This is a genomic window from Pseudomonas sp. NMI760_13, from assembly GCF_021283245.1.
GTDB classification, from domain to species: domain Bacteria; phylum Pseudomonadota; class Gammaproteobacteria; order Pseudomonadales; family Pseudomonadaceae; genus Aquipseudomonas; species Aquipseudomonas peradeniyensis.
On sequence record NZ_JAJSRC010000006.1, the window covers coordinates 1 to 25,218 of the forward strand.

Annotated in this window: 21 protein-coding genes; 10 read left to right on the forward strand and 11 right to left on the reverse strand. The window is 63.9% G+C overall.

From position 1 onward, the window contains the following. Positions 1–439: 439 nt before the first annotated feature. Positions 440–1,660, reverse strand: a complete 1,221-nt coding sequence (locus tag LU671_RS08105) for a CaiB/BaiF CoA transferase family protein (protein ID WP_232855384.1) — start codon at positions 1,658–1,660, stop codon at positions 440–442. A 15-nt stretch (positions 1,661–1,675) separates the two neighbouring features. Continuing rightward, positions 1,676–2,857, reverse strand: coding sequence for an acyl-CoA dehydrogenase (locus tag LU671_RS08110; RefSeq protein WP_028689912.1), 1,182 nt, complete (start codon positions 2,855–2,857; stop codon positions 1,676–1,678). Positions 2,858–3,020: 163 nt separating this feature from the next. On the opposite strand from LU671_RS08110, the gene LU671_RS08115 reads away from it, so the two are divergent. The 5 genes from LU671_RS08115 (at position 3,021) to LU671_RS08135 (ending at position 9,008) form a co-directional block, all read left to right on the forward strand. Then, positions 3,021–3,920: a LysR family transcriptional regulator gene (locus tag LU671_RS08115; protein WP_232855385.1), complete on the forward strand. Its 900-nt coding sequence runs from the start codon at positions 3,021–3,023 to the stop codon at positions 3,918–3,920. A 441-nt stretch (positions 3,921–4,361) separates the two neighbouring features. After that, positions 4,362–5,483 carry a Re/Si-specific NAD(P)(+) transhydrogenase subunit alpha gene (locus tag LU671_RS08120; RefSeq protein ID WP_232855386.1) on the forward strand — a complete coding sequence of 374 codons (1,122 nt, stop codon included), beginning with the start codon at positions 4,362–4,364 and terminating at the stop codon, positions 5,481–5,483. An 11-nt stretch (positions 5,484–5,494) separates the two neighbouring features. Further along, positions 5,495–5,809, forward strand: coding sequence for an NAD(P) transhydrogenase subunit alpha (locus tag LU671_RS08125; protein WP_232855387.1), 315 nt, complete (start codon positions 5,495–5,497; stop codon positions 5,807–5,809). Positions 5,810–5,811: 2 nt separating this feature from the next. Continuing rightward, a complete protein-coding gene (locus LU671_RS08130; protein ID WP_203649439.1) occupies positions 5,812–7,248 on the forward strand; it encodes an NAD(P)(+) transhydrogenase (Re/Si-specific) subunit beta in 1,437 nt (478 codons plus the stop codon). Positions 7,249–7,514: 266 nt separating this feature from the next. Then, positions 7,515–9,008: an acetyl-CoA hydrolase/transferase family protein gene (locus tag LU671_RS08135; RefSeq protein WP_050707507.1), complete on the forward strand. Its 1,494-nt coding sequence runs from the start codon at positions 7,515–7,517 to the stop codon at positions 9,006–9,008. 125 nt (positions 9,009–9,133) lie between these two features. Here LU671_RS08135 and LU671_RS08140 read toward each other — a convergent pair whose 3' ends face one another. Beyond that, positions 9,134–10,801 (reverse strand): putative bifunctional diguanylate cyclase/phosphodiesterase, encoded by a 1,668-nt coding sequence (locus LU671_RS08140; protein WP_232855388.1) that lies wholly within the window; start codon positions 10,799–10,801, stop codon positions 9,134–9,136. A gap of 256 nt (positions 10,802–11,057) precedes the next feature. Here LU671_RS08140 and rep point away from each other — a divergent pair, with 256 nt between their 5' ends. Beyond that, the gene (gene rep / locus LU671_RS08145) at positions 11,058–13,067 is read left to right on the forward strand and encodes a DNA helicase Rep (protein ID WP_050707509.1); all 2,010 of its coding nucleotides are present in this window, start codon (positions 11,058–11,060) and stop codon (positions 13,065–13,067) included. Positions 13,068–13,289: 222 nt separating this feature from the next. After that, on the forward strand, positions 13,290–13,862 hold the full coding sequence (locus LU671_RS08150) for a xanthine phosphoribosyltransferase (RefSeq protein ID WP_011536381.1): 573 nt from the start codon (positions 13,290–13,292) through the stop codon (positions 13,860–13,862). 151 nt (positions 13,863–14,013) lie between these two features. On the opposite strand, the gene LU671_RS08155 is transcribed toward LU671_RS08150, so the two are convergent. From LU671_RS08155 to dadA, 6 genes are all read right to left on the reverse strand, one after another. Beyond that, the gene (locus LU671_RS08155; RefSeq protein WP_232855389.1) at positions 14,014–15,876 is read right to left on the reverse strand and encodes an acetyl-CoA hydrolase/transferase C-terminal domain-containing protein; all 1,863 of its coding nucleotides are present in this window, start codon (positions 15,874–15,876) and stop codon (positions 14,014–14,016) included. 143 nt (positions 15,877–16,019) lie between these two features. Further along, the gene (locus LU671_RS29675; protein ID WP_442964124.1) at positions 16,020–16,829 is read right to left on the reverse strand and encodes an RHS repeat-associated core domain-containing protein; all 810 of its coding nucleotides are present in this window, start codon (positions 16,827–16,829) and stop codon (positions 16,020–16,022) included. A 151-nt stretch (positions 16,830–16,980) separates the two neighbouring features. Beyond that, positions 16,981–17,385 (reverse strand): c-type cytochrome, encoded by a 405-nt coding sequence (locus LU671_RS08165; protein ID WP_232855493.1) that lies wholly within the window; start codon positions 17,383–17,385, stop codon positions 16,981–16,983. Between the two features lie 154 nt (positions 17,386–17,539). Continuing rightward, positions 17,540–18,088, reverse strand: coding sequence for a cupin domain-containing protein (locus LU671_RS08170; protein ID WP_023629132.1), 549 nt, complete (start codon positions 18,086–18,088; stop codon positions 17,540–17,542). Between the two features lie 108 nt (positions 18,089–18,196). Continuing rightward, positions 18,197–19,270: an alanine racemase gene (alr, locus tag LU671_RS08175; protein WP_232855390.1), complete on the reverse strand. Its 1,074-nt coding sequence runs from the start codon at positions 19,268–19,270 to the stop codon at positions 18,197–18,199. Between the two features lie 194 nt (positions 19,271–19,464). Then, entirely contained in the window at positions 19,465–20,766 is a 1,302-nt protein-coding gene (gene dadA / locus LU671_RS08180; RefSeq protein WP_186732204.1) for a D-amino acid dehydrogenase, read from the reverse strand. Between the two features lie 156 nt (positions 20,767–20,922). Here dadA and dadR point away from each other — a divergent pair, with 156 nt between their 5' ends. Further along, positions 20,923–21,411: a transcriptional regulator DadR gene (dadR, locus tag LU671_RS08185; RefSeq protein WP_003258963.1), complete on the forward strand. Its 489-nt coding sequence runs from the start codon at positions 20,923–20,925 to the stop codon at positions 21,409–21,411. A gap of 4 nt (positions 21,412–21,415) precedes the next feature. On the opposite strand, the gene LU671_RS08190 is transcribed toward dadR, so the two are convergent. After that, complete coding sequence (locus tag LU671_RS08190; RefSeq protein ID WP_186732203.1) at positions 21,416–21,769, reverse strand: YkgJ family cysteine cluster protein; 354 nt, start codon at positions 21,767–21,769, stop codon at positions 21,416–21,418. Between the two features lie 169 nt (positions 21,770–21,938). On the opposite strand from LU671_RS08190, the gene LU671_RS08195 reads away from it, so the two are divergent. Continuing rightward, positions 21,939–23,231 carry an NAD(P)/FAD-dependent oxidoreductase gene (locus LU671_RS08195; protein ID WP_232855391.1) on the forward strand — a complete coding sequence of 431 codons (1,293 nt, stop codon included), beginning with the start codon at positions 21,939–21,941 and terminating at the stop codon, positions 23,229–23,231. 145 nt (positions 23,232–23,376) lie between these two features. On the opposite strand, the gene LU671_RS08200 is transcribed toward LU671_RS08195, so the two are convergent. Further along, on the reverse strand, positions 23,377–23,607 hold the full coding sequence (locus LU671_RS08200; RefSeq protein WP_203649424.1) for a DUF1127 domain-containing protein: 231 nt from the start codon (positions 23,605–23,607) through the stop codon (positions 23,377–23,379). A gap of 178 nt (positions 23,608–23,785) precedes the next feature. Here LU671_RS08200 and LU671_RS08205 point away from each other — a divergent pair, with 178 nt between their 5' ends. Continuing rightward, entirely contained in the window at positions 23,786–25,216 is a 1,431-nt protein-coding gene (locus tag LU671_RS08205; protein ID WP_203649422.1) for an aminotransferase-like domain-containing protein, read from the forward strand. The last annotated feature ends 2 nt before the right edge of the window (positions 25,217–25,218 follow it).

Genomic DNA, 25,218 nt, shown 5'->3' on the forward strand with positions numbered 1-25,218 from the left:
AGACCGAGCGCCGCCCGCGCGGCGCATCGCGGCACAAGGCCGCTCCTACATTTGTTGCAACGTGCCGAACCTGTCAGGCCATGGTTGCCAGCCTTGTTGGCACGACGCGGTTTCGGCGTGGGCACCACTGCCGCTCCGCACGACTTGAGGCATGCACCAAGGCAGGCGCCGCCTCACTCCCAGGAACAATTGGCCCGAAACAGATGTAGGAGCGGCCTTGTGCCGCGATGCGCCGCGCGGGCGGCGCTCGATCTCATAGGCGCCAGAGAATCTTCGGCGAACACCTCTGAGACACAACGCAACCCCAAGGCGAACACCTCGCACACAACCCAATCCCAAGACAGGCACCAACCAGCCCTGACACCTATATAAAGCAGCCCCAAAAACAAAAGCGGGAGACCTACCGGTCTCCCCGCTTCATATATCTATATAGAAAGCATCACAACACCCCAGCAACCCGAAGCCGCTGCACCGCCTCTCCATCCAACCCCAGCACCTCCCCCAGCACCACCTCGGTATGCTCCCCCAGCAACGGCGGCGCCTGCCGATACTCCACCGGCGTCTCCGACAACCGGATCGGGCTGGCCACCTGCGGCACGCTGCCCGCCAACGGATGAGGAACATTCACTGCCAGCCCACGGGCCAGCACCTGCGGATCCTGGAACATCTGCGCCAGGTCGTTGATCGGCCCACACGGCACGCCCGCCTTCTCAAGCTCACTCACCCACTCGGCCGTGGTCTTGAACACCGTGGCCTGGCGAATCAGCGGAATCAGCTCGGCGCGATTGGCCACCCGCTGTTTATTGGTGGCAAAGCGTGGGTCATCCGCCCAGTGCGCCTGCCCGGCCACTTCCGCGAACTTGCGGAACTGCCCGTCATTGCCCACGGTAAGAATGAAGTTGCCATCAGCCGTCGGGAAATCCTGGTACGGCACAATGTTCGGGTGCGCATTGCCCAACCGGCGAGGCGCGGTACCGGTTGTGAGGTAGTTCATGGCCTGGTTGGCCAGGCAGGCCACCTGTACATCCAGCAACGCCATGTCGATGTGCTGGCCAATACCAGCCTGGTCACGATGCGCCAGGGCCGCCAGGATCGCCACGGTGGAATACAGCCCGGTGAGGATGTCGGTCAGCGCCACACCAACCTTCATCGGCCCGGCACCCTCCTCTCCCTCCGGGCGACCGGTCAGGCTCATCAGCCCACCCAGCCCCTGGATCATGAAGTCGTAGCCGGCACGCTTGGCATACGGCCCGGTCTGGCCGAAGCCGGTGATCGAGCAGTAGATGAGCTTGGGATTGACCGCCTTCAGGCTCTGATAGTCCAGCCCATAGGCCGCCAGTCCGCCTACCTTGAAGTTCTCGATGACGATATCCGACTTCGCCGCCAGCTCACGCACCAGGCGCTGGCCTTCCGGCTGGGTGAAGTCGATGGTCACCGAGCGCTTGTTGCGGTTGGCCGACAGGTAGTAGGCCGCCTCGCTGGTGTTCTCGCCCTGGGCGTCGCGCAGGAAAGGCGGCCCCCAGGAACGGGTGTCGTCACCCGCCCCCGGACGCTCGACCTTGATCACATCGGCGCCAAGGTCGGCCAGGATCTGGCCAGACCAAGGGCCGGCCAGCACCCGGGAAAGATCCAGCACCCGCAGATGGGAAAGCGCGCCCATGGCCTGGCTCCTCTATTAATAGAACGCCTGGATGCCGGTCTGCGCACGCCCCAGGATCAGCGCGTGCACGTCATGGGTCCCTTCGTAGGTGTTGACCACCTCGAGGTTGACCAGGTGGCGGGCCACTCCGAACTCGTCGGAGATGCCATTGCCGCCCAGCATGTCGCGGGCCAGACGGGCGATATCCAGGGCCTTGCCGCAGGAGTTGCGCTTCATGATCGAGGTGATTTCCACCGCCGCGGTGCCTTCGTCCTTCATCCGCCCCAGGCGCAGGCAGCCTTGCAGGGCCAGGGTGATCTCGGTCTGCATGTCGGCCAGCTTCTTCTGGATCAGCTGGTTGGCAGCCAGCGGGCGGCCGAACTGCTGGCGGTCCAGGGTGTACTGGCGCGCGGTGTGCCAGCAGGCCTCGGCGGCGCCCAGGGCGCCCCAGGAGATGCCATAGCGGGCCGAGTTCAGGCAGGTGAACGGACCTTTGAGGCCACGCACGTCCGGGAAGATGTTCTCTTCCGGCACGAACACGTTGTCCATGACGATCTCACCGGTGATCGAGGCGCGCAGGCCAACCTTGCCATGGATGGCCGGCGCGCTGAGGCCGTCCCAGCCTTTCTCCAGCACGAAGCCGCGGATATCGCCAGCATCGTCCTTGGCCCAGACCACGAACACATCGGCGATCGGGCTATTGGTGATCCACATCTTGCTGCCGGTCAGGCGATAGCCACCGTCGACCTTGCGGGCGCGGGTGATCATCGAGCCCGGGTCGGAACCATGGTTGGGCTCGGTCAGGCCGAAGCAGCCGATCCACTCGCCGCTGGCCAGCTTCGGCAGGTACTTCTGCTTCTGCGCCTCTGTACCGAACTCGTTGATCGGCACCATCACCAGCGACGACTGCACGCTCATCATCGAGCGGTAGCCGGAGTCGATGCGCTCCACCTCGCGGGCGATCAGGCCGTAGCACACGTAGTTCAGGCCGCTGCCGCCGTACTGCTCGGGAATGGTCGCGCCGAGCAGGCCGACTTCACCCATCTCGCGGAAGATCGCCGGGTCTGTCTGCTCGTGGCGGAACGCCTCCAGCACACGGGGTGCCAGCTTGTCCTGGGCGAACTGATAGGCGCTGTCGCGAACCATGCGCTCTTCTTCAGTGAGCTGCTGATCCAGCAGCAGCGGGTCGATCCAGTTGAAGCTTGCCTTGCCAGCCATGTGCGGATTCCTCGAAAGATGGGAACGAATTGTTGTGCTGGATTGATCCTAGGCCTGATCGGCCTGCGGGACAAACGAGGATTGCGCACGGTTTAGTGATATTTTCTCACTTCGTAATCATCAAAATGCCCTGTTCAACGCCCTACAAGTGAGGTTGACGTACATGCGCCGTAAGATCCCCAGCACCACCGCCCTGGTTTGCTTCGAGGCGGCCGCGCGTCACGAGAGCTTCACCAAGGCCGCCCAGGAACTGGCCCTGACCCAGGGCGCCGTCTGCCGGCAGATCGGTGGCCTTGAGGCCTTCCTCAATGTCGAACTGTTCCGCCGCTCGCGCCGGGGCGTGAAACTGACCGAAGCCGGGCTCTCCTACAGCCGCCAGGTGGCTGCGCAGCTGGATGCGGTGGAGCGCGACACGCTTTCGGTGATGCGCCAGCAGGGCGCCAACGTGATCGAACTGGCGGTGGTACCGACCTTCGGCACGCAATGGCTGCTGCCGCGCCTGAAGGACTTCCAGCAGCGCCACCCCGAAGTCACGGTCAACCTGACCAACCGCACCCGCCCCTTCCTGTTCGCCGACACGCCCTTCGACGCCGCCATCTATTTCGGCGACGCCGACTGGTCCGGAACCCAGTCCCACCGACTGATGGGCGAGAACCCCGTGCCGGTGTGCAGCCCCGCGTTGCTGGACGGACAAGCCAGCCTCGACGCCCGGCGCATCGCCGAATTGCCCCTGCTGCAGCAGACCACGCGCCCCTATGCCTGGCGGCAATGGTTCGACGGCCTGGGCATGAGCGTCGAGCGCGACATGACTGGCCCGCGCTACGAACTGTTCTCCATGCTGGCCCAGGCCGCCATGCACGACATGGGCATCGCGCTGATTCCGCCGTTCCTGATCCAGCGCGAGTTGCAGGAATGTCGATTGCTGGTCGCTAACAGGCATGCCCTGTCTAGCGACAAGGCCTACCATCTGATGATCCCTGAGCGAAAGGTGGAGTCCGCTTCGCTGCGGGCGTTTCGCGACTGGCTGGTGGCGCAGGCACAGCAGTACACCGCCACCAGCTGAGGCCATAAAGCGACAACCTGACTCCGTAGTCAATTATTTTGAACACCTACAGATATATGGATTTGTCGCAAATTCGTAATCTGTTCCGTTTACCGGAAAAACCATAGCAACCCTAGTGACTGCGCGGGTTTGCGGCTTATTTTGCGACATTCACAACGCCGCGAACGAAAACGGCCGAATTTTTTTCATTTTTTCCCCTAAGCTGCGAATAGCGCGTACTTGACGGGCCCGATCGGAATCGTTGCGACATACGGTCACAGGGTGACTTGTAGTTTTAAGTTCGTTTCGCTTCAGAACCTGTTGAAGGCCCCTGGGTTCGTCTGCAAAATGCCTCTCCCGCCTCGAACCAGGCGGAGTCGTGCTCTACGGCCGCCCAGCCGCACCACCCGAAGTGCGCTGGTTTCCATAAAGACAATAAAGGTCACCGCAGGAGACATAGTCGTGCACATTGGTGTTCCTCTCGAGACGCAGACGGGTGAGACAAGGGTCGCCGCGACCCCGGAAACCATCAAGAAACTGGTAGGCCAGGGCCATCAGGTCACCGTGCAACGGGGGGCAGGGCTCAAAGCCAGCATTCCGGACAGTGCCTATGAAGCCGTGGGCGCCACCCTGGGTGAAGCCACCGACGCCTTCGGCGCGCAGCTGGTACTCAAGGTGGTCGCGCCCGATGATCAGGAACTGGCGCTGATCAACAGCACCAGCCTGTTGGCGGGCATGCTCAACCCCTTCAACAACGAACTGATCGGCAAGATGGCCGAACGCGGCATCACCGCCTTCGCCCTGGAAGCCGCGCCACGCACCTCGCGGGCCCAGAGCCTCGACGTGCTGTCGTCCCAGGCCAACATCGCCGGCTACAAGGCCGTGCTGCTGGCGGCCCACCACTACCCACGCTTCATGCCCATGCTGATGACCGCCGCAGGCACGGTGAAAGCCGCCCGCGTGCTGATCCTCGGCGCCGGCGTCGCCGGCCTGCAGGCCATCGCCACGGCCAAGCGCCTGGGTGCGGTGATCGAAGCGTCGGACGTGCGCCCGGCGGTGAAGGAGCAGATCGAATCGCTGGGGGCCAAGTTCATCGACGTGCCCTACGAGACCGATGAAGAACGCGAATGCGCCGAAGGCGTCGGCGGCTATGCCCGGCCGATGCCGGCCAGCTGGATGCAGCGTCAGGCCCAGGCCGTGCACGAGCGCGCCAGGCAGGCCGATATCGTCATCACCACTGCGCTGATTCCCGGGCGCAAGGCGCCGACCCTGCTCAGCGCCGAGACCGTGGCGCAGATGAAGCCCGGCTCGGTGGTCATCGACCTTGCCGCGGCCCAGGGCGGCAACTGCCCGCTGACCGTGGCCGATCAGGTCGTCATGCACAACGGCGTGACCCTCGTCGGCCCGACCAACCTGCCGGCCCAGGTCGGCGCCGATGCCTCGGCGCTGTACGCGCGCAACCTGCTGGACTTCATGAAGCTGCTGTTCGACAAGGACGGCAACCTGGTCATCAACCTCGAAGACGACATCGTCGCCGCGTGCCTGATGTGCCGCGACGGCCAGGTCGTGCGCAAGAACGGCTGAGGAGCACGACAATGGAAGACATGCTGATTTCCCACGGCATCTACAACCTGATCATCTTCGTGCTGGCCATCTACGTGGGCTACCACGTGGTGTGGAACGTCACCCCGGCCCTGCACACGCCGCTGATGGCGGTCACCAACGCCATTTCCGCGATCGTCATCGTCGGCGCCATGCTGGCCGCGGCGCTGACGGTCACCCCGGCCGGCAAGGTCATGGGCACCCTGGCCGTGGCGCTTGCCGCGGTCAACGTGTTCGGTGGCTTCCTGGTCACCCGCCGCATGCTGGAAATGTTCAAGAAGAAAACCAAGAGCGAGGGGCAGAAGTAAGCATGAGCATGAATCTGGTAACGCTTCTGTACCTGGTCGCCTCGGTCTGCTTCATCCAGGCGCTCAAGGGACTCTCGCATCCGACTACCTCACGCCGCGGCAACCTGTTCGGCATGATCGGCATGGGTATCGCCATCCTCACCACGGTCGGCCTGATCTACAAGCTTGGCGCGGAGCTTGCGACCGCCGGCATCGGCTACGTCATCGTCGGCCTGCTGGTCGGCGGCAGCGCCGGCTCGATCATGGCCAAGCGCGTCGAGATGACCAAGATGCCCGAGCTGGTCGCCTTCATGCACAGCATGATCGGCCTGGCCGCGGTGTTCATCGCCATCGCTGCCGTGCTGGAGCCGCAATCGCTGGGTATCGTCGCCGCCATCAGCGACCCGATCCCCACCGGCAATCGCCTGGAGCTGTTCCTTGGCGCGGCCATCGGTGCCGTCACCTTCTCGGGCTCGGTGATCGCCTTCGGCAAGCTGTCGGGCAAGTACAAGTTCCGCCTGTTCCAGGGCGCACCGGTACAGTTCGCCGGCCAGCACAAGCTGAACCTGATCCTGGGCCTGGCGACCATCGCCCTGGGGCTGCTGTTCACCTTCACCGGCCACTACAGCGCCTTTACCCTCATGCTGGCCCTGGCCTTCGTCATGGGCGTGCTGATCATCATCCCGATCGGCGGGGCCGACATGCCGGTGGTGGTGTCGATGCTCAACAGCTACTCGGGCTGGGCGGCGGCGGGTATCGGCTTCTCGCTGAACAACTCGATGCTGATCATCGCAGGTTCCCTGGTGGGCTCCAGCGGTGCGATCCTCTCGTACATCATGTGCAAGGCGATGAACCGTTCGTTCTTCAACGTCATCCTCGGCGGCTTCGGCGGCGATACCGATGTCGGCGCGGCGCAGGGTTCGAAGGAGCAGCGCCCGGTGAAGTCCGGCTCGGCCGACGACGCCACCTTCCTCCTGAGCAACGCCGACAGCGTGATCATCGTCCCCGGCTATGGCCTGGCGGTGGCCCGCGCCCAGCACGCACTCAAGGAGCTGACCGAGAAGCTGACCCACAACGGGGTGACCGTGAAGTACGCGATCCACCCGGTGGCGGGGCGCATGCCTGGGCACATGAACGTGCTGCTGGCCGAGGCCGAGGTGCCGTACGACCAGGTGTTCGAGATGGAGGACATCAACGCCGAGTTCGGCCAGGCCGACGTGGTGCTGGTGCTGGGCGCCAACGACGTGGTCAACCCGGCGGCGAAGAACGATCCGAAGTCGCCGATCGCCGGCATGCCGATCCTCGAAGCCTTCAAGGCCAAGACCATCATCGTCAACAAACGCTCCATGGCCAGTGGCTATGCGGGTCTGGACAACGAACTGTTCTATCTGGACAAGACCATGATGGTGTTCGGTGACGCCAAGAAAGTCATCGAGGACATGGTCAAGGCGGTGGAGTAATAGCAGGAGCGATGCTTTGTGGGAGCGGGCTTGCCCCGCGATGATGGCTTGAATGCAGCATCGCCATCGCGGGGCAAGCCCACTCCCACGAAACCGCTGCTGTCGAACAAACCCCGGGAAGTCATTCCCGGGGTTTGTCGTATTTACCTGATCCAGATCAACGGCTCTACTTCCGGCCTTCGCCTACGACCATGGTCGCGGGACGGTTCCGGGTGAAATCTCTAGACTGCGCTTCCAGTAGCTTCAGTAGCCTGAGATAACAATCCATGTACCGTGATCGTATCCGCTTGTCCTCCCTGCACAGCAAGGTTATGAGTGCGGCTGACGCCGCTGGCCTGATCCAGGACGGCATGACCGTCGGCATGAGCGGTTTCACCCGCGCCGGCGAAGCCAAGGCCGTGCCCCACGCACTGGCCGAACGTGCAAAACAGTCGCCGCTGAAGATCAGCCTGATGACCGGCGCCAGCCTGGGCAACGACCTGGACAAGCAACTGACCGAGGCCGGCGTGCTGGCCCGGCGCATGCCGTTCCAGGTCGACAGCACCCTGCGCAAGGCCATCAACGACGGCAAGGTGATGTTCATCGACCAGCACCTGTCGGAAACCGTCGAGCAGCTGCGCAACAAACAGCTCACCCTGCCGGACATCGCGGTCATCGAAGCGGTGGCGATCACCGAGCAAGGCCATATCGTGCCGACCACCTCCGTCGGCAACTCGGCCAGTTTCGCGATCTTCGCCAAGCAGGTCATCGTCGAGATCAACCTGTCGCACCATGCCAACCTCGAAGGCCTGCACGACATCTACATCCCGACCTACCGCCCGACCCGCACGCCGATCCCGCTGGTGAAGGTCGACGACCGCATCGGCAGCACCGCGATCCCGATCGACCCGGCCAAGATCGTCGGCATCGTCATCAGTGATCAGCCGGACTCGCCGTCCACCGTGCTGCCACCTGACCACGAGACCCAGGGCATTGCCGACCACCTGATCGCCTTCCTCAAGGGCGAGGTGGACGCCGGGCGCATGAGCAACAACCTCGGCCCGCTGCAGGCCGGCATCGGCAGCATCGCCAACGCGGTGATGTGCGGCCTGATCGAGTCGCCGTTCGAAAACCTGACCATGTACTCCGAAGTGCTGCAGGACTCGACCTTCGACCTGATCGACGCCGGCAAGCTGAGCTTCGCCTCGGGCAGCTCGATCACCCTGTCGAGCCGCCGCAACGCCGACGTGTTCGGCAACCTGGAGCGCTACAAGGACAAGCTGGTGCTGCGTCCGCAGGAGATCTCCAACCACCCTGAAGTGGTGCGTCGCCTGGGGATCATCGGCATCAACACGGCGCTGGAGTTCGACATCTACGGCAACGTCAACTCCACCCACGTCTGCGGCACCAAGATGATGAACGGCATCGGTGGCTCGGGCGACTTCGCCCGCAACGCGCACCTGGCGATCTTCGTCACCAAGTCGATCGCCAAGGGCGGCGCGATTTCCAGCGTGGTGCCGATGGTCAGCCACGTCGACCACACCGAGCACGACGTGGACATCCTGGTGACCGAGGTGGGCCTGGCCGACCTGCGTGGCCTGGCTCCGCGCGAGCGCGCCCGGGTGATCATCGACAACTGCGTGCACCCGGACTACCGCGCAGCGCTGAACGATTACTTCGAGCGCGCCTGCCAGCGTGGCGGGCATACCCCGCATATCCTGCGCGAAGCCTTGAGCTGGCATGAGAACCTGGAAGAGACCGGGCGGATGCTGGTCGGTTGATCATCTTCACGGTTTGAAATTGCCGGGGGCGCTTTGCGCCCCTTTTCGCGGCACAAGGCCGCTCCTACAGAAGACCACGATCCCCTGTAGGAGCGGCCTTGTGCCGCGAAAAGGCTGCATGAGATCTACAAGGTCTGCACCAGCCCAGGACTCGGCACCTGCAACAGGTACTCGATCAACGCCTCCACCGGTAACGGCCGGCTTACCAGGAACCCCTGCACCTGGTCGCAACCGAACGCCCGCAGCAGCGCCAGCTGCTCCTCGCTCTCCACCCCTTCGGCCACCACCTCCAGGTTGAGGTTGTGCGCCAGGTTGATCATCGCGTGCACCAGCTTGGCGTTCTCCTCGCGCTGCTCCATGCCGCCGACGAAACTGCGATCGACCTTGAGCAAGGTGATCGGCAGGCTGTTCAGGTGCACGAACGACGAGAAGCCGGTCCCGAAGTCATCCAGCGAGAAACGCACCCCCAGGCGCCCCAGGGCGTCCATGGTCTGGCGCACCAGCTCGTTGCGCCGCATCACCGCGGTCTCGGTCAGTTCGAACTCCAGCCAGCGGGCATCGACGCCGTGCTCGACGATCAGCCGGCTCAGGGTGGCCAGCAGCTGGCTGTCCTGGAACTGGCGAAAGCTCAGGTTTACCGCCATGTGCAGCGGCGCCAGGCCGCGCTCGCGCAGGGCCTGCATGTCGCTCAGCGCCCGGGAGATCACCCAGTAGCCCAGCGGCACGATCAACCCGCTCTGCTCGGCCAACGGCACGAATTCGCTGGGCGCGAGCAGGCCGCGCTCGGGATGGTTCCAGCGCACCAGCGCCTCGAGCCCGACGATGCGACCGTCGGCGAGGTTGAGCCGCGGTTGATAGTGCAGCTCCAGCTCGTCGCGGCGCAGGGCGCGGCGCAGCTCGCTCTCAAGGTCAGCCAGGCTGCGGGCGTTGCGGTTGATTCGCTCGTTGAACACATGGAAGGTGCAGCCCTGGCTGCTCTTGGCCTGGCGCATGGCGATGTGCGCGTGCCACATCAGCGGGTCGGCGCCGGCCTGGGCGCGGGCATGGGCGATCCCCAGGCTGCAACCGAGCAGCAGGCTCTCGCCGTCGATCCAGTAGGGCTCGGTGAGCGCTTCGGTGATGCGCTCGGCCATCCACTCGGCGCGATTGGGGTCGCGCCGGGTGTCGATCAACAGGGCAAACTCGTCGCTGCCCAGGCGTGCCAGCTGGTCGCTCGCTTCCAACTGGTGTTTCAACCGACCGACCACCTGCAGGATCAGCCGGTCGCCACCCTGGTGGCCGAGGGCGTCGTTGACGTGGCGGAAGTTGTCCAGGTCGAGGTGGCCGAGCGCCAGGCCGCGGCCTTCGTTCTCCGCCAGGCGCGCGGTCAGCAGGGCCTGGAAGCCCTGGCGGTTGGCGATACCGGTCAGCGGATCCTGTTCGGCCAGGCGCTGCAGGGTGGCCACCAGCACGCCGCGCTCGCGCACATGACGCAGCGAGCGACGCAGGGTGTCGGTGGTCAGCTGCGCCAGCACCAGCCAGTCGCTGACGCCCAGCGGCGCGCTGGCCGGCTCCTGCTCCAGCAGCAGGATGGTCGGCAGCTCGCAACGCCCCGGCGCCGGCTGCAGCTCGGGGGTGGCCAGCACCACGGCCTGGCGGTCATTGGCGAACAAGCTGTCAACCGCTGCCCAGTTGGGCGCGGTCAGCAGCACGACGCTACCGTCCATCGGCTGCAGGCACTCGCGCAGGTGCACGGCCCACTCCGGCTCATCAGCCAACAGCAGCAAACGCAGGGGTTCGACAGGCGTGGACAAGCGGGCTCCTTAGACATGGGCGGTGGAACGGCGAGCGCGGGCAATCCTACCCGATTAATTGGAAATGATTTTCACTTTTAGTCGTTGCCCTTCCCTGGCCGCCATCCCGACGCAATCTGACGTGCATCCTGCGCGAAAGTAGCAGATGCGGCAAATCCGATTCGCGCCCTGCATCACAACGTCAGACGGTCGCGCATTAACAGCCCCATGCCTGCTAGAATGCGCGGCTATTTTCTGGTTACCCCCGGTTTCTAGCATGTCCCGACTCAATCCCCGGCAACAGGAAGCCCGAGACTACGTCGGCGGCCCTCTTTTGGTGCTCGCCGGTGCAGGCTCCGGCAAGACCAGCGTGATCACGCGCAAGATTGCCCACCTGATCCAGAACTGCGGCATCCGTGCCCAGTACATCGTGGCGATGACCTTCACCAACAAGGCCGCGCGCGAGATGAAGGAGCGGGTCGGCACCCTGCTGCGCCCGGGGGAAGGCCGGGGCCTGACGGTGTGCACCTTCCACAACCTGGGCCTGAACATCATCCGCAAGGAACACGAGCGCCTGGGCTACAAGCCGGGCTTCTCGATCTTCGATGAATCCGACATCAAGGCGTTGCTGTCGGACATCATGCAGAAGGAATACTCCGGCGACGACGGCATCGACGAGATCAAGAACATGATCGGTGCCTGGAAGAACGACCTGATCCTGCCGCCCGAGGCCCTGGAAAAGGCACGCAACCCGCGCGAGCAGACCGCGGCCATCGTCTACACCCACTACCAGCGCACGCTCAAGGCGTTCAACGCGGTGGACTTCGATGACCTGATCCTGCAGCCGGTCAAGCTGTTCCAGGAACACCCCGACGTGCTCGAACGCTGGCAGAACCGCGTACGCTACCTGCTGGTGGACGAATACCAGGACACCAACGCCAGCCAATACCTGCTGGTGAAGATGCTGATCGGCATGCGCAACCAGTTCACCGTGGTCGGCGACGATGACCAGTCGATCTACGCCTGGCGCGGCGCCCGCCCCGAGAACCTGATGCTGCTCAAGGAGGACTATCCCTCCCTGAAGATCGTCATGCTCGAGCAGAACTACCGCTCCACCAGCCGCATCCTGCGCTGCGCCAACGTGCTGATCGCCAACAATCCCCACGCCTTCGAGAAGGAGCTGTGGAGCGAGATGGGCGTCGGCGACGAGATCCGCGTGATCCGCTGCAAGAACGAGGAAGCCGAGGCCGAGCGCGTGGCCATGGAAATCCTCACCCTGCACCTGCGCACCAACCGCCCGTACAGTGACTTCGCCATCCTTTACCGGGGCAACTACCAAGCCAAGCTGATCGAACTGAAGCTGCAGCACCACCAGGTGCCGTACCGCCTCTCCGGCGGCAACAGCTTCTTCGGCCGCCAGGAGGTCAAGGACCTGATGGCCTACCTGCGCCTGCTGGTGAATCCGGACGACGACAACGCCTACCTGCGGGTGATCAACGTGCCGCGCCGCGAAATCGGCTCGACCACCCTCGAGAAGCTCGGCAACTATTCCACCGAGCGCGGCATCTCGATGTACGCCGCCAGCGAGGAGCTGGGCCTGGGCGAGCACCTGGATGCCCGCTACACCGAGCGCCTGCAGCGCTTCAAGCACTGGCTCGACGGGGTGCGCCACAAGGTCGCCCTGGAAGATCCGATCGCCGCGCTGCACGAGATGATCCGCGACATCGACTACGAGAACTGGATCCGCCAGCAGACCGCCAGCGACAAGGCCGCGGAGTTCCGCATCAGCAACGTCTGGTTCCTGGTCGAAGCGCTGAAGAACACCCTCGAGAAGGATGAAGAGGGTGACATGACCATCGAGGATGCCATCGGCAAGCTGGTGCTGCGCGACATGCTCGAGCGCCAGCAGGAAGAGGAAGAGAACGCCGAAGGGGTGCAGATGATGACCCTGCACGCCTCCAAGGGCCTGGAGTTCCCCTACGTGTTCATCATGGGCATGGAGGAGGAGATCCTCCCCCACCGCTCGAGCATCGAGGCCGACACCATCGAAGAGGAACGCCGCCTGGCCTACGTGGGCATCACCCGCGCGCGCCAGACCCTGGCCTTCACCTTCGCCGCCAAGCGCAAGCAGTACGGCGAGATCATCGACTGCACCCCGAGCCGGTTCCTCGACGAACTGCCGCCGGACGACCTGGCCTGGGAAGGCCTGGACGATGCGCCCGTGGAAGTGAAAGCCGCGCGCGGCAACAACGCCCTGGCCGATATCCGGGCGATGCTCAAACGCTGATCAACCATTACTCTTAAACTTTGCCGCTTCTTGCGGCCACGGTGGCTTGTATGGCCGATTTGTGAGCTCAAATTCGAGTGCCAGGGTTCGGCACACAAGGCGCCGCGACGAGTCGTAGCCCAGCTACGGCGAGGAGCGGCAACGCAGTGTGACGAAGGCTGGCGCCGAAGTTGGGCTTACAAATCGGCCATACAGGCCACTATCTACATCGAGGAAAAAACAGTGGAAGCACTGCAGCAGAAGATTCGCGAAGAAGGCATCGTGCTTTCCGACCAGGTTCTCAAAGTCGACGCGTTTCTCAACCACCAGATCGACCCGGCGCTGATGCAGCTGATCGGTGACGAGTTCGCCCGCCTGTTCGCCGATTCGGGCGTGACCAAGATCGTCACCATCGAAGCCTCCGGCATCGCCCCGGCGGTAATGACCGGCCTGAAGCTCGGCGTGCCGGTGATCTTCGCCCGCAAGCACCAGTCGCTGACCCTGACCGAGAACCTGCTGACTGCCTCGGTGTACTCCTTCACCAAGCAGACCGAGAACACCGTGGCCATCTCGCCGCGCCATCTCAACAGCAGCGACCGCGTGCTGGTGATCGACGACTTCCTGGCCAACGGCAAGGCGTCCCAGGCGCTGATCTCGATCATCAAGCAGGCCGGCGCCACCGTGGCCGGCCTGGGCATCGTCATCGAGAAGTCGTTCCAGGGCGGCCGTGCCGAGCTGGACAGCCAGGGTTACCGCGTCGAATCGCTGGCCCGGGTCAAGTCGCTTGAAGGCGGCGTGGTCACCTTCATCGAGTAAAGCCTTGCGCGTACCCTGTAGGAGCGGCCTTGTGCCGCGAAAGGGGCGCGCAGCGGCCCCAGCATTTCAGCGTTCATGCACAGATCGCCGGGGCCGCTTTGCGGCCCTTTCGCGGCACAAGGCCGCTCCTACAGGGGGCCAGGAATGCCCGTCATTGCCGCGTGGCCTGAAGCGCCGCCAACAGCAACCGCTGATACAACTCCTCCTTCAACCCCTGTGGCTCACCCAGCCCCATCCTCGCCAACGCTGCCCCATACCCCTCGGGCCCCGGCGCATCCAATGCCGCCTTGCCCAACTCCAGAACCTCGCTCAGCTTGAACTTGCTCTTCAACCAGTTCAGCGCCCGCAACAGATCCCGCTCCTCTGCCGTGAAGTCAGTGCCCAGCGGATACTCAGGGAACAGCCGCGCATGCCGTGCCCGAATAGCCTCGAGCCGCTCAGGCGTGTTGTCCATGAACCGCGCATCCAGCTCGAAGTCCTTGGCCAGCTTGCCCGCCGCCTTGGCCTGCTCCATCAGCTCGCGCTGAAAACGTGAGTCACTGATCGCCAGCAACCGTGCGATCACCTCGCTGTCGGTCTGCCCACGCAAGTCGGCGATGCCGTACTCGGTGATCACGATGTCCCGCAGGTGCCGGGGAATGGTGCAGTGGCCGTAGGTCCAGTAGAGGTTGGAGGTGACCTCGCCACCGGCCTCGCGCCAGCTGCGCAGCAACAGGATCGAGCGACCGCCTTCCAGCGCATGTCCCTGGGCGACGAAGTTGTATTGCCCGCCCACGCCGCTGAGTACCCGGCCATCCTCGAGCTGGTCGGCAACCCCCGCACCCAGCAGGGTCATGCCGAATACTGTGTTGATGAAGCGCGCATCCCGCCGCTGGCGACGCTTGCGCTCCTCCTGGCCATAGAGCTCGTTGATGAAGCTGATGGCGCTCATGGCGAACCGTGCGCGCTGCTCCAACGGCATCTCGCGCAGGCGCTGGTAGAACGCCCGTGGCCCGAGGAAGAACCCGCCATGGATCAGCACCCCCTGCTCGTCGGCAGGGCGGCGCACCACCCCGGCGTCGGCCAGTGCCAGCAGGCCATTGACGAACATCTCGCTGCAGCCGTACAGCCCCTGGGCGAAGGTATCCAGACCCCCTTCCCGCTCGATCAGCGCCTGCCATGGGCCGATATCCAGCTCATCGAGCAGCGCACGATAGCCCTCGTTGTCGCCCTGGCGCGCCAGCAGTGCCGCCGTGATCGCATCACCCATGGCACCGATGCCGATCTGCAGGGTGCCGCCGTCACGCACCAGGGCGCTGGCATGCAGGCCGATGCAGTGGTCCTGGGTGTTCACCGGCATGTTCGGCGTGGAGAACAGCCGACGTTGTTCGGGCTGGTCGATCAGCAGGTCGAACTGCTCCAGGCCCAGCTCCGAGTCCCCAGGCATGTAGGGCAGTTCGTCGTGGACCTGGCCGAGTACCAGGATGGTCTCGCCGGCGGCTCGGCGCCGGGCGACCATCGGCAGCAGGTCAAGGGTGATGTCGGGATTGCAGGCCAGGCTCAGGTGGTCGGGCCGCTCGGGCGTAGCCGCCACCAGTTGCGCAACCAGGTTCAGGCCCTTGGCGTTGATGTCGCGGGCAGCGTGGCTGTAGTTGCTGCTGACGTAGTCCTGCTGCGCCGCCTCGCTGTGCAGCAGACTGCCGGGCTGCATGAAGAACTGCTCGACACGGATGTTAGGCGGGAGTCGGTTGGCACGCAGGTCGGCCAGGTAGGTGAGCTCTTCGTAGTCGGCGAATACACGCTCGATGAAGGGTTCGAGGAAACGACGCTGCAGACCGTCGCCCAGCGCGGGGCGGCCAAGGGACAGGGCGGTGTAGATCGTCAGCCGACGCTCGGGGAGATCGCGAACCCGCGCGTACAGCGCGTTGACGAAGGCATTGGGTTTGCCCAGGCCAAGCGGCAGGCCCACATGGATATGGCTCGGCAAGCTAGCCAGGACGTGCTCGACGGCCTGCTCGATTGAACAACGGTGCATCTGGGCCTCCTGAATTGTCCGCGGGCTCAGGGGTTGGACATGAATACAAACGGTTTGGTTGCTTGGCTAGGTTCCTTCCCAAACAAGCGTGGGTTTTACTCTGTCCGCTCGGAGCGCTGCGGAAACTCTCTAAGGCCTTGAGTTTACTCAGATCTTAGAATATAGGGTTTTTGCCCTTCTTGGATCTCAAACAGCACCACAACATCCTTGAACCCTTCAGGCTTGATCATGGGAGTACCAAAGGCATCTTTCTTATACTCGACCCCGTAAGTCCATTTTCTGATATCCGCAAAGACGAAGTAGATATGGCCTTTTCCTCCGGCCTTGTCAATCTGAGCGGAGTACTCATTGGCGTGCCCAGTAGTCGTTGCATAATAGAATCCACGCCCTTGAGAGGCTCTGAATGAATAATTCAGACTCAATCCGCGTTCCAATGAGCCCCTATGGATTTCTTCACTGGCGTGAAAGCCAAGAAATGTTAAAGTGCTCGACATCTTGTCAGGCCCACTGGGCACTGCGACCTGCTTGGTTTGAACCGCACCACCTAGAGGTAGTCTAGATGTACCAGACAAAACCCTAGAGAAATACGGTCGAGCCATGCTGAAAACGAACTCAAATAGACCATGGCCACTTGGGTCGCAACGAGTGACTGGATTTCCCTGACAGTAAGCATATGCGTTCTCCCCCCCTAAATCGAATGGGCTCATAGAATCTGAACTATTGAATCGCATCAGTATTGGATTAAATGCACGATAGCCATTACCCAAAAGATAATACCCGGTTATCGGTTCTAATCGCTCCCCATTAAAACCGAGGGTAATCGTCAGCTCAGGATGGTAGCCGTAAGGTGAATAGGCAACGCTCTGCAGCGAACAGCAGGGGTTGACTCTAGTCAGCGTCGAACGCTGCTGAGCCACGGCCAATAATGTACTAACTCTTTTGTCGACCATCATGATGCACCCTCTGCCACGGCTGGGTGCATTATTATCATGACCACACTTGGAGCAGAGTACTGGTAAAAATACCAGGAATCGGCCTATAGGACTCCAGGTGCAAAAACAAAGCCCGCCAGGATAGGCGGGCCTTGTGTATTCCATCTATGGCTTACAGCCCGGACATCTTCTTGATCGCACCCTTCAGGTCTTCATCCGAGCAATCGGCGCAGGTGCCCTTCGGCGGCATGGCGTTGATCCCGGTGATAGCCTTGGCCAGGATGCCGTCAAGGCCGCCCTGGTGATCGGCACGCTCTTTCCACGCCGCGGTGTCGCCGATCTTCGGCGCGTTCAGCAGGCCGGTGCCATGGCAGGCGTTGCAGTGCTTGGCGATGATCTCGTCCGGGGTCTTGGCACCGCCGCCGCCGGCAGTGGCGGCCACTTCCATGCCCTTGCATTCCTGGCCCTGGACGCACACCTGGCCAACCGGCTCGAGGCGCTTGGCGATGTCGTCGTTGGTTGCAGCGGTTGCGCTCATTGCCCAAAGGGCGAATACGGCTGCTGGTATGGCCAGCATCTTCTTGATTTGGTTCACGCGAACACCCTCATGGTGGCTAATCACGCCCGCGGCCACGGAATTGCGAGCGTTGAAAAGTATAGCGGGAACCCGGAAGGCGTGAAACGACCACACTCAGGGAAAGGGTATTGGCGAATCAATGCACTGCGCTGGATCAAAAGTTCGACGGGGTCGCCGCGCTGATCAAACGTGCCGGCTCCTCGAACGGGTTGCGAAAGCGGTGTGGACGGGTGCTTTCGAAGTAATAGCTGTCGCCGGCTTCGAGAATGAAGATCTCGGTACCGACCACCAGCTCCAGGCGGCCTTCGAGCAGGATGCCGGTCTCTTCGCCGTCGTGGGTGAGCATTTCCGCGCCAGTGTCGGCACCCGGCGGGTAGACCTCGGTGAGGAAGGCGATGGCCCGGTTGGGATGCGACTTGCCGACCAGTTTCATGGTCACCGCGCCGTCGGAGATGTCGATCAGCTCGTGGGCCTTGTAGACGATCTGGGTCGGGCTTTCCGGCGCCAGCTCCACCGAGAAGAACTCGACCATGGACATGGGGATACCGCTGAGCACCTTGCGCAGGGAGCTGATTGACGGGCTCACGCTGTTCTTCTCGATCATCGAGATGGTGCTGTTGGTCACCCCCGCGCGCTTGGCGAGTTCACGCTGGGACAGGCCCTTGAGCTTGCGGATGGCTTGCAGTCGTTCACCGACGTCCAAAGCTGGAGCCTCCTGAATCGGTCGAGATGGGGGTAGTGTGAACGATATGATGGCAATGCCGTTCAGTATTTACAACACACAGCCCCGCAGCCTGTCCGCTTCAGCGCCTTATTCGCCGATATAGTCCAGTGGCACGCGTTTGAGATTGCAGAAAATCTGGTACGGAATGGTCCCGGCCTGCATCGCCACGTCGCTGGCCAGGACTTGCTTGCCCCACAGCTCCACCGGGCTGCCGACGGTGGCCTCGGGCACCTCGGTGAGGTCGACGCAGAGCATGTCCATCGACACCCTGCCGATCAGCTGGGTGCGCTTGCCGGCCACCACCACCGGGGTGCCGGTGGGCGCCTGGCGTGGGTAGCCGTCGGCATAGCCCATGGCGACAACGCCCACGCGGGTCGGGCGCGGACTGAGGAACTTGGCGCCGTAGCCCACCGGTTCGCCGGCCGGCAGCTCGCGCACGCTAATGATCCGCGATTGCAGGGTCATCACCGGTTGCAGGCGGGCCGCTTCGGCCTGCGCCACCTCGAACGGCGTGGCGCCGTAGAGCATGATGCCCGGGCGCACCCAGTCGCTCTTGATGCTCGGCCAGCCCAGCACGGCCGGTGAGTTGCGCAGGCTGCACTCGGCAGCCAGGCCCTGGCGTGCGGCCTCGAACACGGCGACCTGCTGCTCGGTGGCGGCGGCATCGAGCTCGTCGGCGCGGGCGAAGTGACTCATAAGCACGATGCGCGACACCTTGCCGCTGGCCAGCAGGCGCTGGTAGGCGTCGTGGTAGTCCTTGGGGTGCACACCGACGCGGTGCATGCCGGTATCCATCTTCAGCCAGATGGTCAGCGGCTTGCGCACCGAGGTCTGCTCGAGCGCTTCCAGCTGCCACAGCGAATGCACCACGCACCACAGGTCGTGCTCGGCGATCAGCGCCAGCTCGCTGGCCTCGAAGAAACCTTCGAGCAGCAGCAGCGGTGCCTTGATGCCCGCCGCGCGCAGCTCCAGGGCTTCCTCGATGCAGGCCACGGCAAAACCGTCGGCCTCGGGCTCGAGCGCCAGGGCGCAACGCACCGCGCCATGGCCGTAGGCGTCGGCCTTGACCACGGCCAGGGCCTTGGCGCCGGTCAGCTCACGGGCCAGACGGTAGTTGTGACGGAGGGCTTGGAGGTCGATCAGGGCACGGGCGGGACGCATGGCGGCAGCCTTCTGGCAGTTCTGGTTATCGATAAAGCCCCGGCGCGGCAGATGGGGGTAGGTACCCACCGCGCCGGGGTGAGGGAACAGGTCAATCGGTGTGAACTTCTTCGCGGGTAAACCCGCTCCCACAGGGGGCAGCACAAACCTGTGGGAGCGGGTTTACCCGCGAAAGGGCCGGCGCAGACGCCCGCTTACTGGTGCGCAGGCGCCGGCTGGCCATGCTTGGCGATCTCGCGGCTGTTGCCATAACGCGAGATGTCCAGGCCTTCGGCACTGATCTGCGGCTTCTTGCGCGCGATCAGGTCCGCCAGCAGGCGACCGGAACCGCAGGCCATGGTCCAGCCCAGGGTGCCGTGACCGGTGTTGAGGAACAGGTTACGGAACTTGGTCGCCCCGACGATCGGGGTGCCGTCCGGGGTGGCCGGGCGCAGGCCGGTCCAGAAGCTCGCCTGGCTCAGGTCGCCGCCGCGAGGATAAAGGTCGTTGACGATCATCTCCAGTGTTTCGCGCCGACGCGGGTTCAGCGACAGGTCAAAACCGGCGATCTCGGCCATGCCGCCGACACGGATGCGGTCGTCGAAACGGGTGATGGCGACCTTGTAGGTCTCGTCCAGGATGGTCGAGGTCGGCGCCATGTCGCCGTTGGTGATCGGCACGGTCAGTGAGTAGCCCTTGAGCGGGTAGACCGGGGCCTTGATGCCCAGCGGCTTGAGCAGCTGCGGCGAGTAGCTGCCCAGGGCCAGCACGTAGCGGTCGGCGGTTTCCAGCTTGCCGTCGATCCACACGCCGTTGATGCGGTCGCCGGCGACGTCCAGGCGCTGGATGTCCTGGCCGAAGCGGAACTCGACGCCCAGCTTGATGGCCATCTCGGCGAGCTTGGTGGTGAACAGCTGGCAGTCGCCGGTCTGGTCGTTGGGCAGGCGCAGGGCACCGGCGAGGATGTCCTTCACCCCGGCCAGGGCCGGTTCGACGCGGGCGATGCCGTCGCGGTCGAGCAGCTCGTATGGCACGCCGGATTGTTCCAACACGGCGATGTCCTTGGCCGCGGCGTCGACCTGGGCCTGGGTGCGGAACAGCTGGGTAGTGCCCAGGCTGCGGTTTTCGTAGGCAATGCCGGTTTCGGCGCGCAGCTCGTCGAGGCAGTCGCGGCTGTACTCGGACAGGCGCACCATGCGCTCCTTGTTCACCGCATAACGGCTGGCGGTGCAGTTGCGCAGCATCTGCGCCATCCACAGGTACTGGTCGACGTCGCCGGTCAGCTTGATGGCCAGGGGCGCGTGGCGCTCCAGCAGCCACTTGATGGCCTTGAGCGGCACGCCCGGGGCGGCCCAGGGCGAGGCATAGCCGGGCGAGATCTGGCCTGCGTTGGCGAAGCTGGTTTCCATGGCCACCGCCGGCTGGCGATCGACCACCGTGACCTCGAAACCTTGCCGGGCCAGATAGTAGGCACTGGCGGTACCGATCACACCGCTACCAAGTACCAGAACTCGCATCGTTGTATCCCTCGCACGCGGCTCGCCGCAGTCTTTTGTTGAAATGGCATGGATGCGCGCAGTATATGAATCTCAAGCCAGTGCTATTCACTATATAAGCAGCTATATTTGGCGAGAATTCTCGGCAAAATCGCCTTTCACGGAGGGGCATCCCCTATGAGAACCCAGCACCAGAGCAAACGTGAACTGGACAAGATCGACCGCAACATCCTGCGGATCCTGCAGAATGACGGGCGTATTTCCTTCACCGAACTGGGCGAGAAGGTCGGGCTGTCCACCACCCCTTGCACCGAGCGCGTACGGCGCCTGGAGCGCGAGGGGATCATCATGGGCTACAACGCCCGACTCAATCCGCAGCACCTGAAGGGCAGCCTGCTGGTGTTCGTCGAGATCAGCCTGGACTACAAGTCCGGCGACACCTTCGAGGAATTCCGCCGCGCCGTGCTCAAGCTGCCCCATGTGCTGGAATGCCACCTGGTGTCGGGCGACTTCGACTACCTGGTGAAGGCGCGGATCTCGGAGATGGCCTCGTACCGCAAGCTGCTCGGCGACATCCTGCTCAAGCTGCCCCATGTGCGCGAATCGAAGAGCTACATCGTGATGGAAGAAGTGAAAGAGAGCCTGTGCCTGCCGATCCCGGACTGACCCCTCAGACCAGCACCTGACGGGTCGTGGCGATGAACTGGTGGACCAGTTGCTCGGCCGCAGGCTCGATAGGCTGCGCCGGCCCTCGGCCACGGGGGCAGGCCAGGCGCGGGGTGGTGCCGAACAGTCGGCAGATCATCGGGCGCTCTTCATAGACCGTGCAGCCGTTCGGCCCCAGGTGCACGCAGTCCAGGCGCTCCAGGGCGGCGTCCTGCTCGGCCTGGGTCTTGCGCGGCAGGCGGGCCATCTCCTCGGCGGACGTGGTGACCGGGCCGCAGCAATCGTGGCAGCCGGGCTCGCACTCGAACGAGGGAATGAGTTCGCGCAGGAAGTGGATCTTGTGGCGGTTGCAGGACATGACCGAGGACAGTGCGATGAATGAGGTTGAATTATAAGCCCAATCGCGGGGCAAGCCGGCTCCCACGCCAGTACGTAAGCGTGGGAGCGGCGGTGCGCCGATGCGACTTGCCCCGCGATTGGGCAGTTGCCTATCCTTCCCCCTTTCGTCCCAACCCAGGAATCACCCCATGGTCCACAGCGCGCAGCACGCCGCCTCTTACTACGCCGCCAGCAGCGCGCCACACCCAGACCATCCGTTTCTGCAAGGCGAGCACAGCGCCGACGTATGCATCGTCGGCGGCGGCTACTCGGGCCTGAACACCGCCATCGAACTGGCCGAGCGCGGTTTCTCGGTGATCCTTCTGGAAGCCCGCAAGCTCGGCTGGGGCGCCAGCGGCCGCAACGGCGGCCAGCTTATCCGCGGCGTCGGCCACGGCCTGGAGCAGTTTCTCCCGGTGCTCGGTGAAGACGGTGTTCGCAGCCTGAAGCTCATGGGCCTGGAGGCCGTGGAGATCGTCCGCGACCGCGTCGAGCGCCATGGCATCGACTGCGACCTGACCTGGGGCTACTGCGACCTGGCCAACAAACCCGCCGAACTGCAAGGCTTCGCCGAGGACGCCGAGGAACTGCGCAGTCTGGGCTATCGCCACGAACTGCGCCTGGTGCAGCCCGGCGACATGCACTCGGTGGTGGGCTCCGACCGCTATGTTGGTGGCCTGGTCGACATGGGTTCGGGCCACCTGCACCCGCTCAACCTGGCACTCGGCGAAGCCGCCGTGGCCAGCCGCCTGGGCGTTGGCCTGTACGAGCAGTCTGAAGTAACCCGCATCGAGTACGGCTCCGAGGTGAAGGTGCACACCGCCCAGGGCCGGGTGCGCGCCAAGACCCTGGTGCTGTGCTGCAACGCCTACCACAACGACCTCAACCGCGAGCTGGGCGGCAAGGTGCTGCCCGCCGGCAGCTACATCATCGCCACCGAGCCCCTGGGCGAAGAGCGCGCCCGCCAGTTGCTGCCGCAGAACATGGCGGTGTGCGACCAGCGCGTGGCGCTGGACTACTACCGGCTGTCCGCCGACCACCGATTGCTGTTCGGCGGCGCCTGCCACTACTCAGGCCGGGATCCGCAGGACATCGCCGCCTACATGCGACCGAAGATGCTCCAGGTGTTCCCGCAACTGGCCGATGTGCGCATCGACTACCAGTGGGGCGGCATGATCGGCATCGGCGCCAACCGCCTGCCACAGATCGGCCGCCTGGCCAGCCAGCCAAACGTCTACTACGCCCAGGCCTATTCCGGCCATGGGCTCAACGCCACCCACCTGGCCGGGCGCCTGCTCGGCGAGGCCATCAGCGGCCAACAGGGTGGTCGTTTCGACCTGTTCGCCAAGGTGCCGCACACCACCTTCCCCGGCGGCAAGCTGCTGCGCTCGCCGCTGCTGGCGCTGGGGATGCTTTGGTACCGGCTCAAAGAACTGGTTTGAGTCGAATTCAGCACGCCCCTGTAGGAGCGGCCTTGTGCCGCGAAAGGGCCGCAGCGCGGCCCCAGGGTCTCGAATCAGACTGAAGATGGCCGGGGCTGCTGTGCAGCCCTTTCGCGGCACAAGGCCGCTCCTACAGGAGATCGGCTCAATCCTTCCAGAAGGGTTTGCGCCCTTCCTGTCGCGCCTGTTCCCAAGTCAGCCCGATATCGCGCAACTGCCGATCATCCAGTTGCAGCAGCGCCCTGCGGGTCCGCCAGCGATGCAGCATCAGGCCCCAACGACTCAAGCCAGCCGGCGCATTGAATACCCTGGGCCGCTGACCAGCCTCGAGTTCACCAGGCAACAGTTGCAAGCGCACATCGCTCAAGCCACCCATCACTGCGTTCTCCCATCAGTTGATACCGTGGAGAAAGCATGCGCGCTCGCACCTTCGACAATACAGACCCAACAATGACTTATTATTCCCATACAGAATTGGCGAAAAGTCGGCTGAATGAAGTATTTTCCAGCCATCTGTATCGGTCATCGACCCGCAAAACGCGCAGGAGTATGCCGTGACGCTCTACCTCAACCTCGCCGAACTGCTCGGCTCGCGTATCGAGCAAGGCCTCTACCGCCCCGGCCAGCGCCTGCCCTCGGTGCGCGCCCTGAGCGTCGAGCACGGCGTCAGCCTGAGCACCGTACAGCAGGCCTACCGCCTGCTGGAGGACAACGGCCTGGTATCGCCACGGCCCAAGTCCGGCTATTTCGTCGCCGAGGATCGCCAGCTCCCGGCCCTGCCCGACATCAGTCGCCCGGCCCAGCGGCCTGTGGATATCTCCCAGTGGGAACAGGTGCTGGAGCTGGTCCGCGCCACCCCGCGCCCGGATGTGATCCAGCTCGGTCGCGGCATGCCCGACGTCGACAGCCCCACCCTCAAACCTCTGCTGCGCAGCCTGGCGCAGATCAGCCGGCGCATGGACATGCCTGGCCTGTACTACGACAACATCCACGGCAACGCACAGTTGCGCGAGCAGATCGCCCGACTGATGCTCGACTCCGGCTGCCGCCTGGGCCCAGCCGACCTGGTGGTAACCACCGGCTGCCACGAAGCGCTGTCGTGCAGCATTCGCGCGGTGTGCCAGCCCGGCGACATCGTCGCGGTCGATTCGCCCAGCTTCCACGGCGCCATGCAGACGCTGAAGGGCCTGGGCATGAAAGCCCTGGAGATCCCCACCGACCCGATCACCGGCATCAGCCTGGAGGCCCTGGAGCTGGCCCTGGAACAGTGGCCGATCAAGCTCATCCAGATCACCCCCAGCTGCAACAACCCGATGGGCTACATCATGCCTGAGGCGCGCAAGAAGGCCCTGCTGACCCTCGCCCAGCGCTACGACGTGGCGATCCTCGAAGACGATGTGTATGGCGACCTGGCCTACACCTATCCACGTCCGCGCACCATCAAGTCGTTCGACGACGATGGCCGCGTGCTGCTCTGCAGTTCATTCTCCAAGACCCTGGCCCCTGGCCTGCGGGTCGGCTGGGTAGCCCCGGGGCGCTACCTGGAGCGGGTGCTGCACATGAAGTACATCAGCACCGGTAGCACCGCCTGCCAACCGCAGCTGGCGATCGCCGACTTCATCGCCGAAGGCCATTACCAGCCGCACCTGCGGCGCATGCGCAGCCAGTACCAGCGCGGCCGCGACCAGATGTGCGACTGGGTGACCCGCCACTTCCCGCCGGGCACCCGCGCCAGCAGGCCCCAAGGGGGCTTCATGCTGTGGGTTGAATTGCCGGAAAGTTTCGATACGCTGCGCCTGAACCGCGCTTTACTGGAGCAAGGCGTGCAGATTGCCGTGGGCAGCATCTTCTCGGCCTCGGGCAAGTACCGCAACTGCCTGCGCATGAACTTCGCCGCCCGGCCCACGGCGCAGATCGAAGCCGCCGTGCGCAAGGTCGGTGAAACCGCCCTTCGTCTACTGGAGGCCGAGCACGGCGGCGGGTAACT

Excerpts from the sequence above, each read along its gene's own strand:
- LU671_RS08165 (WP_232855493.1), bottom strand. The coding sequence starts at position 17,385 with ATGCTGGCCATACCAGCAGCCGTATTCGCCCTTTGGGCAATGAGCGCA.
- dadR (WP_003258963.1), top strand. The coding sequence starts at position 20,923 with ATGAGAACCCAGCACCAGAGCAAACGTGAACTGGACAAGATCGACCGC.
- LU671_RS08110 (WP_028689912.1), bottom strand. The coding sequence starts at position 2,857 with ATGGCTGGCAAGGCAAGCTTCAACTGGATCGACCCGCTGCTGCTGGAT.
- LU671_RS08130 (WP_203649439.1), top strand. The coding sequence starts at position 5,812 with ATGAGCATGAATCTGGTAACGCTTCTGTACCTGGTCGCCTCGGTCTGC.
- rep (WP_050707509.1), top strand. The coding sequence starts at position 11,058 with ATGTCCCGACTCAATCCCCGGCAACAGGAAGCCCGAGACTACGTCGGC.
- LU671_RS08190 (WP_186732203.1), bottom strand. The coding sequence starts at position 21,769 with ATGTCCTGCAACCGCCACAAGATCCACTTCCTGCGCGAACTCATTCCC.
- LU671_RS29675 (WP_442964124.1), bottom strand. The coding sequence starts at position 16,829 with ATGATGGTCGACAAAAGAGTTAGTACATTATTGGCCGTGGCTCAGCAG.
- dadA (WP_186732204.1), bottom strand. The coding sequence starts at position 20,766 with ATGCGAGTTCTGGTACTTGGTAGCGGTGTGATCGGTACCGCCAGTGCC.
- alr (WP_232855390.1), bottom strand. The coding sequence starts at position 19,270 with ATGCGTCCCGCCCGTGCCCTGATCGACCTCCAAGCCCTCCGTCACAAC.
- LU671_RS08195 (WP_232855391.1), top strand. The coding sequence starts at position 21,939 with ATGGTCCACAGCGCGCAGCACGCCGCCTCTTACTACGCCGCCAGCAGC.
- LU671_RS08125 (WP_232855387.1), top strand. The coding sequence starts at position 5,495 with ATGGAAGACATGCTGATTTCCCACGGCATCTACAACCTGATCATCTTC.
- LU671_RS08105 (WP_232855384.1), bottom strand. The coding sequence starts at position 1,660 with ATGGGCGCGCTTTCCCATCTGCGGGTGCTGGATCTTTCCCGGGTGCTG.
- LU671_RS08135 (WP_050707507.1), top strand. The coding sequence starts at position 7,515 with ATGTACCGTGATCGTATCCGCTTGTCCTCCCTGCACAGCAAGGTTATG.
- LU671_RS08155 (WP_232855389.1), bottom strand. The coding sequence starts at position 15,876 with ATGCACCGTTGTTCAATCGAGCAGGCCGTCGAGCACGTCCTGGCTAGC.
- LU671_RS08115 (WP_232855385.1), top strand. The coding sequence starts at position 3,021 with ATGCGCCGTAAGATCCCCAGCACCACCGCCCTGGTTTGCTTCGAGGCG.
- LU671_RS08200 (WP_203649424.1), bottom strand. The coding sequence starts at position 23,607 with ATGGGTGGCTTGAGCGATGTGCGCTTGCAACTGTTGCCTGGTGAACTC.